This is a genomic window from Ilumatobacter nonamiensis YM16-303 (genome assembly GCF_000350145.1).
Lineage (GTDB): Bacteria > Actinomycetota > Acidimicrobiia > Acidimicrobiales > Ilumatobacteraceae > Ilumatobacter_A > Ilumatobacter_A nonamiensis.
Window position 1 is genome coordinate 20502 of record NZ_BAOL01000013.1, and the last position, 8137, is coordinate 28638.

The following is an 8137-nucleotide window of genomic DNA, read 5'->3' on the forward strand; positions in this document are numbered from 1 at the left end:
CGCGGCGGGAAGTAGCTTCGGTCCGACCGTTCCGGGAAGGATCCGATGTCCACAGAAGTGAAGATTCAACCGGCCGTCGTCGAGTCGGAACCGAGCTGGTTTCGTCGGACGGTCGCGTACTGGGCAGAGCTGCTGCCGCGGTATTGGGCCACGACGCTGATCGTCGTGATCGTGATCGTCGCCGGGGTGGCGACGGGCGCTCTGTGGAACAACGTCAACGAAGGTTCCGAGCTCTACGACCAGGTTGCGTATGGTCTCCCGGCGCTGCAGGACGGCCGCTGGTGGACCTTCTTCACGGGGATGTTCTTCGCCCCGCAACTGTTGCTCTACATCCCGATCCTCGCGCTGCTCGTCGGCGCTGCTTCGGTGTACGAGCGACGCGTCGGTCACGTGCGCACGTTGATCGTGGCGCTAGGCGGGCAGTTCCTCGGCGGCTATCTCACCGCGGTCTTCCTCTCGTTCTTCGACGACAGCGGCTGGGTGTGGGCTCGCGACCTCGGCGAGCAGCTCGACCTCGGGATCTCCGCAGGCGGCTTCGCGACCGTCGGCGCCTTGACCGCCGTGATGCAACCGGTGTGGCGCGTGCGGGTGCGTGTTGCGGTCGGTGCGTACCTGATCGCGATGCTCCTCAACTCCGGGCTGCTGTGGGACGTGGAGCACTTCGTCTCGTTCGCACTGGGCGTCGGGGCCGGGCCGTTCCTCGCGGGTCGAATGCCGATGCGCCCCGAGCTCCGTTTCGGCCCGCGTACCCAGCGCGCCGCCGTGGCCCTCGTCGTCGGTCTGTCGGCCGTCACGTCGATCCTCGAGGGTCTGTATCCCGGCGCGGGCGGTCCGCTGCACACGGGCGGTCAGATCGAACACGAATCGTCCGTGACCTTCGCATTGATCGTCAACGCGCTCCTGTTGCTGGCGTTGGCCGACGCGCTGCGTCGCGGTCGGCGGCTCGCATGGGTGGGCACGGTCGTCCTGCTGGTCCTCGGCCTCGCTGTGGTGCTCGCCGTCGAGACGAGCGCCGAACGCAACGCCGACCTCGTGCTCAATGGCGGTCTGCTGATCATGCTGTTGCTGTCGTACCGTGCCTTCGGCGCGCGGTCGGCGCGACGGTCGGTCCGCCGCGCCGGTCGACGGATCCTCTGGGTGGCGGTCGGATTGTTCGTGTACACCGCCTTGGGCTTCGGAGTGCTGAAGGACGACTTCGAACCCGTCGCCGAATGGCCCGACATGCTGGCGGAGTTCGTCGCCCGGCTGTTCTTCACCACGACGGATCGGATCGAGCCGGTCACCACGGCCGCGCGTTGGTTCGTCGGATCGATCGGAGCGGTGTGGGTGATCGCCGTGGTCGGATCGATCATCGGCCTGTTGTATTCGAGCCGGAAGGCGGAGCCGCTCGCGGATCAGCCCGAGCGGCTGCGTCAGATGCTGCGCGAGTACCACTCGTCGAACATCGAGTGGATGTTGACGTGGAAGGACATCACGGTCTGGCTGAGTGACGACGAGCAGACCGCGATCGGCTACGAGGTGGTCGGTTCGGTGGCGCTCTGCCTCGGAGACCCGGTCGGACCGATGGAACGACGCCGGCAAGCGCTGCAGGAATTCGACGCGTACTGCTTCGCCCGCGGGTGGATCCCGTGTCTGTTCGCCGCCGGTCAGGCGACCGCCGACCTCGCACCGGAACTGAAGTGGAATGCGGTGGAGGTCGCGGGCGACAGTGTGATGTCACTGGACAACGTCGAGTTCCGCGGCAAGGCGTGGCAGGACGTCCGGACCGCGCTGAACAAGGCGAACAAGCAACACATCGAGATGGTGACGACGCGCTGGGAGGACTGCACCCCCGTCGTGACCGACCAACTCCGCGCGATCAGCGGGGAGTGGGTCGGCGACAAGGCACTTCCGGAGATGGGGTTCACGCTCGGGACGCTGCGCGAGGCCGACGACCCGGACGTGCGCCTCCACCTGGCGGTCGACGAGGACGGCACGATCGAAGGATTCCTGTCGTGGATGCCGGTCAGTCAGGACGGCGAGGTCGTGGGATGGACGCTCGACCTGATGCGTCGTCGCGATCACAGCTTCCGACCGGTGATGGAGTTCCTCATCGGTGCTTCGGCTCGACACTTTCACGAGGAGGGCTACCAGTTCATCAGCCTGTCCGCCGCGCCGCTCGCCCATGCCCCCGACGAGCTCGGTGCCAACAGCGACCAGCAGGTCCTCCAGCATCTGCTCGACTTCCTCGGTGACGTGCTCGAGCCGTACTACGGGTTCCAGTCGCTGTTCAACTTCAAGCAGAAGTTCCAGCCCGAGCACTACCCGATGTATCTCGTGTATCCCGACGAGACCGCACTCGCCGAGATCGGATTGGCGATCGCACGTGCGTACGTCCCCGACGCCGGCGTGGTCGATTGGGTGCGGATGAGCTGGGACATGGTCGTGCCCGACAAGGAACAGGAGCCTGCGTCGTGACCACCGTGTCGAACACAGCGGCGGTGTCCGCCGCGATCAACGCTGCCGCGTCGGAGTCGGGCCACCCGGTGTTGAACGCCGGGCGTGGCCAACCCAACTGGATCGCGATCGCACCGCGAGACGCGTGCTTCGTGCTGGGTCGGTTCGCCGTGAGCGAGATGGTGTCGGCGAGTCCTGATCCGATGTGGGGAGCCTCCCCGGTGCGAGCAGGCATCGCGGGGCGACTGGACGACTGGCTCGAGGGTGACGCGAGCGTCGGCGCCGGGTTCCTCCGGGCGGCCGTCGGCTACGGCATCGACGAATTCGGGTTCGATCCGGACGTGTGGGTGCTCGAATTGGTGCGCGGCGTGCTCGGCGACGGGTATCCCGCCCCGCACCGGATGCTCGCTCACCTCGAAACGGTCGTCGCGCGGTACTTCACCACGGTCGTCGGAGCCGACCCGATCGACTCCGGACCGTTCGAAGTGTTCGCCACCGAGGGCGGGGCCGCCGCGATGGCGTACGTGTTCCGGTCGCTCCAGGAGAACCACGTCATCGGACCCGGGGACAAGGTCGCGATCGCCACGCCGGTGTTCACGCCGTACCTCCAGATCCCGCACCTCGAGGACTTCGGGCTCGAGGTGGTCGACATCCACACCGATCACCGTTCCGTCCATCGATTCTCGCACCGTCTGTTCGAACGGTTGCTCGATCCCGAGATCAAGGTCTTCTTCCTCGTTAATCCCGGCAACCCGGACACCCGAGCGATCACGGCCGACGAACTCCACGCCCTCCACGACCTGATTGCGGACCACCGCCCGGATCTGCTGATCGTGGCCGACACCGTGTACGCCACGTTCATCGACGGGTTCCGCGGACTCGCGGTGGACTCGCCACGCAATGTGATCGGTCTGCACTCGTTCTCGAAGAACTACGGAGCCACCGGTTCGCGCCTGGGATTCATCGCGATGCACCACGATCACGTGGTCGACGAGTTGCTCGCGACGCAGGACGAAGCGGGGCGTCGCCGACAAACCGAGCGGTACAGCTCGTTGACGGACGACGTGTCGAAGCTGTCGTTCATGGCACGGCTCGTGGCGGACAGCCGTGAGGTGGCGCTGAACAACATCGCCGGTCTGGCGACGCCCGACCAGGTGCAGATGGCGTTCTTCGCGCTCGACCACCTGATGGTGTCGGGACGTGACTACACGCTCGCGGTGCGCCACGAGCTCGCCGCGCGTGAGCAGGCGTTGCTCGCACCACTCGGTGTCGGCCCACCCGGCGGCCAGGAGAGCATGTACTACGCGCTGATCGACCTGGAACACGCGATGGAAGTTGCCCACGGACCTGCGGCGACCGCGTGGATGACCAGCTCGGTCGACCCGATCGAGATCTCGATGATGATCGCGCGGGAGCACGGTGTGGTCGTGTTGCCCGGGCAGATCTTCGAATCCGACAGCTGGGACGTCCGGGTCTCTCTCGCGTCGCTCACCGTCGACGAACTCGCAGTGGTCGGTCGGGCGATCGGTGCCGTCCTGGGTGCCGTCGCAGCCAGAATCCCCGACGACGCTTCTCGCTGAGTTCACCGCGTCGGCGGCGCCGAGATCCGGAACCTCCGGCGACGAGTCGCCGGGCTGTTCCTGCTACACCGTTGTCCATGGACTGGAACTTCGCCGACATCTGGGAGATCGCTGCCGAGGAGGTGCCCGATGAGCAGGCGCTCGTCCACGGGGACCTCCACCGATCGTGGGCGGAGTTCGACCGCCGCGCCGACGGCGTCGCCCGCCACCTGCTCGATGCCGGCCTCGAGCGCCAGCAGGCCGTGGCGCAGTACCTGTACAACGGACCTGAGTACATCGAGTCGATGTTCGCCGCGTTCAAAGCGGCACTCGTGCCCGTCAACACGAACTACCGCTACACGTCCGACGAGCTGTTGTACCTGTGGGACAACGCGGACGCCGGCGCCGTGGTCTTCCACGGCTCGTTCGCCGGGACGATCGACTCGATCCGCGATCAGCTTCCACTCGTGCGGGCCTGGCTGTGGGTCGACGACGCGTCGGGTCCGTGCCCGGACTGGGCGACCCCGTACGAGGATGCCGCAGCCTCGGCCGATGGTCGCACGGTCCCGGATTGGGGGCGTTCCGGTGACGACCTCAACATGCTCTACACCGGCGGGACGACCGGCATGCCCAAGGGGGTGATGTGGCGCCAGGACGACCTCGTGGTGACGCTCACGGCGACCCTCGGCACGCCGATCGCCGAGCAGAGCGGTCTCGACGAGCTGCGTCCGTCCTATGGCGGACCCGGCGCGGTCTTCCTCCCGGCGTGCCCGCAGATGCACGGCACCGGCAACTTCCCGTGCCTGTCGACGCTGGCCGGCGGCGGGAGCATCGTGACCCTCACCGGGCGCACGTTCGACGTCGTCGAGCTGCTCGACACGATCGAACGCGAGGGCGTCACGAACATCTCCATCGTGGGCGATGCGTTCGCGAAGCCGATCCTGCGCGCGCTCGATGCCGAACCCGACCGGTGGGACCTGTCGAGTCTGGTGGCGATCGTGAGTTCCGGAGTGATGTGGAGCAAGGAGACCAAGCGCGGCCTGCTCGACCACCATCCGAACATGATGCTGATGGACGCGTTCTCGTCGTCGGAGGCGCTGGGAATGGGAGCGTCGGTGTCCGGTGGCGGGCAGACCGCCGAGACCGCGCGGTTCGAACTGAACCCCGACACGATCGTGATCGACGACCAGAACCGTCGGGTCGAGCCGGGATCCGGCGAGATCGGGCGCCTCGCCGTCGGCGGGCGCCAGCCGCTCGGCTACTTCAAGGACCCGGACAAGACCAAGGCGACGTTCCTCGAGATCGACGGGGCCCGCTACTCGTGCCCCGGTGACTTCGCGACCGTCGAGGCCGACGGCACGATCACCCTCTTGGGCCGAGGGTCCGTGTGCATCAACACCGGAGGCGAGAAGGTGTTCCCCGAGGAGGTCGAGGAGGCGATCAAGACCCACCCCTCGGTCCTCGACGCGGTCGTCGTGGGCGTGCCCGACGAGAAGTTCGGCGAGGCGGTGACCGGCGTGGTCGAGGCCCGCGAGGGTGCGACCATCGACACGACCGAGCTGATCGGACACGTCCGGACGACGCTCGCCGCCTACAAGTCACCGAAGCGGATCATGGTCGTCGACTCGATCGGCCGAGCCGCCAACGGAAAGGTCGACTACAAGCGTCTCCGCGCCGAGGCGACCGCCCGTTTCGTCGACGCCTGACGAGATGCGCATGGCGTGTTCAGCACGCGTGCGGTTCAACGGACTCGTCGGAAGAGATACGCGAACGGGGACGCGGTGTATTCGGTGCCTCGGCCCGATCCGTGGAGATGTTCGATCGTGACCTCTTCGTCACGCTTCGGCACCGAGAAGCTCTCGAGCGAGTCGGTTGTCCGGTCGAGCACGCCGTCGAACGATGTGCTCGTGATCAGCGGGTCGGGCCCCAGCCGAAGATTCCCGTTCCGCCTCCGGTGGACCAGCCGACGGCGATTCCGATCGTCACGCCGATCGCCGCGGCGACTGCGCTGAACACGCGATCACGAGTTGTGTACGGCCCGCGCTCGGAATGGTCGGGTCGCATCAGCCACGGTCCGATCGCCAGGCCGATGAACCAACCGGTCGGGTGCGAGAGGTCGTAGATGACACCCGAGAACAGCAGCGGTCCGACGTGGTAGCAGCTGATCGCCCACCGGATGACGCGCCGAGTCGTCGGGCGCAGGTAGGCCGTCCACGCGCCGAGGCACGTGAAGGCCCCGACGGAGATCCCGAAGTCCGTGACGTTGGTGACGTCCTGAGCGAACGCGCTCGGGTTGTTGCGGAGGGGGATGATCGCGAGGATCACGATCAGCATCCCGAGGATCTGGCCTCCGTACACGGCCACCAACGGGCGCCAGTGTCCGGCGACGCGTTCGTAGATGATCATGCCGATGAACGTGAAGCTCGGAACGGGCACCGCGAGGCTCGGCAGCAGGATCGCACCGGTGACGAGCGTCCACCATCGACCGTCCTCCATCGCCGGCAGTCCGTAGCCGAGACGGAGCCGTTCAGCCTCCGTCGGATCGTCGCCCAGCGCCCGGCGGGCGACGTAGGTCGCGGCGACCGTGATGAACCAGACGAGCAACGTCGCCCGGAACCGCATCGGCAGCGCGACGACCCAACGCGCCGCCGCGAGGAGTCGGTCAGTGGGCTGAGGCTCGACCGACGAGGGTGAAGTCATCAGGACCGAGATCGGGCCCGTTGTTCCTCACGCAGTTCGAGATAGCGCTTCTCCCAGCCGGGCACGATCGACATCCCGATGCGGGTCGCTTCCTCGGCCGAGAGTTCCACCGGATACCCGAGCGTGTCGGCGAGCGTGAACGCAAGATCGCCGTCGAAGACAGTTCCCTGTTCCGCCTCCTGGGTCAGGTGGTCGACACCACGTCGCAACGTTCGGGAGAACTTGCGGGTCTCCTTCTCGATCGTCTCACGAGCTGCCGCACCGCCTTCGCCCGGTGCCACGTCGGGCCAGCGTTGGCCCATCACCGATGACACCCGTTGGGTGCACTCGATCAGCACGTCGGCGAGGTTCTCGTCGGTTCCCCGGAGTAGTTCGGCGTGGCGCACCGCGCGCCGGATCAGCTTGCGGAGTACGTAGCCCTGCCGGGAAGCGGAGGGGTAGATGCCGGCGGCCGCGATCGCGAGTCCCGCGCGGAGGTGGTCGGTCACGATCCGCAGCGAACGGATGCCGTCTTCATCGAGTGACGACTGGTCGACCGCGAGTGCGCTCGCCACCTCGCTCAGCAGGAGTGCCAACTCGTCGGTCTCCCACACGGAGGTGTGGTCGTTCAGGAACATCGCCAGGCGTTCGAGGCCCATGCCGGTGTCGACGTTGCGCTGGTCGAGCACGGTGAGGCTGCCGTCCTCGGCCCGGTCGTAGGACATGAACACGTTGTTCCAGATCTCGACGAATTCGGGGATGTCGGCGAAGGCCGGTGCCTCGTTGTCGCCGACGTGGACGAAGATCTCGGTGTCGGGGCCGCACAGACCGACCGGTCCGTTCGACCACCAGTTGTCGTCGGCTCCGAGCGGATTGATCCGACCCGTGGGGTCGACGCCGGCCTCGCGGAACGTCCGCTCCCAGATGATCGGTGCTTCGTCGTCGGCCGGAACCTCGTCGTCGCCGGCGAACACCGTGACGTAGAGGGAGTGGGGGTCGATCCCGAACTCGCCGGTCAGGAGCCCGAACGACTGGGGGATCGACGTCTCCTTGAAGTAGTCACCGATGCTCCAGTTGCCGAGCATCTCGAAGACCGTGAGGTGGGTGTCGTCGCCGACCTCGTCGATGTCGGTGGTGCGGACGCAGCGCTGCACGTCGGTGAGCCGCTTGCCCGCCGGGTGGGCTTCGTCGCCGTGGAGGTACGGAACGAGCGGATGCATCCCGGCGGTCGTGAACAGCACGTCGTCCGTCGGCGAGCGCACCGAGTGCCCCTCGATGATCGCATGGCCGTGCTCCTCCATGTAACCGAGGAACACCTGCTCGATGCGTTCGATCGTCCAGCTCATTCCAGAACCCCTCTCGTTGACATGCGCCGTGATCGTACACAGCCCCCTCTCCCGCCCGAACCATCCGGTGTCTGACACGGAATGGTTCGAACCATCGGGTGTCTGACACGGAATGGC

The 8137-nt window shown here is 66.8% G+C and carries 6 protein-coding genes; 3 read left to right on the forward strand and 3 right to left on the reverse strand.

The window, feature by feature from the left end; genetic code table 11:
* The first annotated feature begins 45 nt into the window (after nt 1-45).
* The 3 genes from ON45_RS02210 (at nt 46) to ON45_RS02220 (ending at nt 5701) form a co-directional block, all read left to right on the forward strand.
* On the forward strand, nt 46-2457 hold the full coding sequence (locus ON45_RS02210) for a bifunctional lysylphosphatidylglycerol flippase/synthetase MprF (RefSeq protein ID WP_085946493.1): 2412 nt from the start codon (nt 46-48) through the stop codon (nt 2455-2457).
* The gene (locus ON45_RS02215; RefSeq protein ID WP_051062301.1) at nt 2454-4016 is read left to right on the forward strand and encodes a bifunctional aspartate transaminase/aspartate 4-decarboxylase; all 1563 of its coding nucleotides are present in this window, start codon (nt 2454-2456) and stop codon (nt 4014-4016) included. Before ON45_RS02210 ends, ON45_RS02215 begins: the two co-directional genes overlap by 4 nt.
* Before the next feature lie 77 nt (nt 4017-4093).
* Nucleotides 4094-5701, forward strand: coding sequence for an acyl-CoA synthetase (locus ON45_RS02220; RefSeq protein ID WP_040491536.1), 1608 nt, complete (start codon nt 4094-4096; stop codon nt 5699-5701).
* A 35-nt stretch (nt 5702-5736) separates the two neighbouring features.
* Here the strand turns inward: ON45_RS02220 and ON45_RS22900 are convergent, their stop codons facing one another.
* Genes ON45_RS22900 through ON45_RS02230 form a run of 3 tightly spaced genes read right to left on the reverse strand, consistent with a single transcriptional unit; the run spans nt 5737 to nt 8020 of the window.
* Nucleotides 5737-5883 (reverse strand): hypothetical protein, encoded by a 147-nt coding sequence (locus ON45_RS22900; RefSeq protein ID WP_158412142.1) that lies wholly within the window; start codon nt 5881-5883, stop codon nt 5737-5739.
* Nucleotides 5884-5906: 23 nt separating this feature from the next.
* On the reverse strand, nt 5907-6695 hold the full coding sequence (locus ON45_RS02225; protein ID WP_040491538.1) for a hypothetical protein: 789 nt from the start codon (nt 6693-6695) through the stop codon (nt 5907-5909).
* Entirely contained in the window at nt 6695-8020 is a 1326-nt protein-coding gene (locus ON45_RS02230) for an alanine--tRNA ligase-related protein (RefSeq protein ID WP_040491540.1), read from the reverse strand. Before ON45_RS02230 ends, ON45_RS02225 begins: the two co-directional genes overlap by 1 nt.
* Nucleotides 8021-8137 lie beyond the last annotated feature (117 nt).

Coding starts and splice junctions, on each gene's coding strand:
- ON45_RS02210 (WP_085946493.1), top strand. CDS start 46: ATGTCCACAGAAGTGAAGATTCAACCGGCCGTCGTCGAGTCGGAACCG.
- ON45_RS02230 (WP_040491540.1), bottom strand. CDS start 8,020: ATGAGCTGGACGATCGAACGCATCGAGCAGGTGTTCCTCGGTTACATG.
- ON45_RS02225 (WP_040491538.1), bottom strand. CDS start 6,695: ATGACTTCACCCTCGTCGGTCGAGCCTCAGCCCACTGACCGACTCCTC.
- ON45_RS02220 (WP_040491536.1), top strand. CDS start 4,094: ATGGACTGGAACTTCGCCGACATCTGGGAGATCGCTGCCGAGGAGGTG.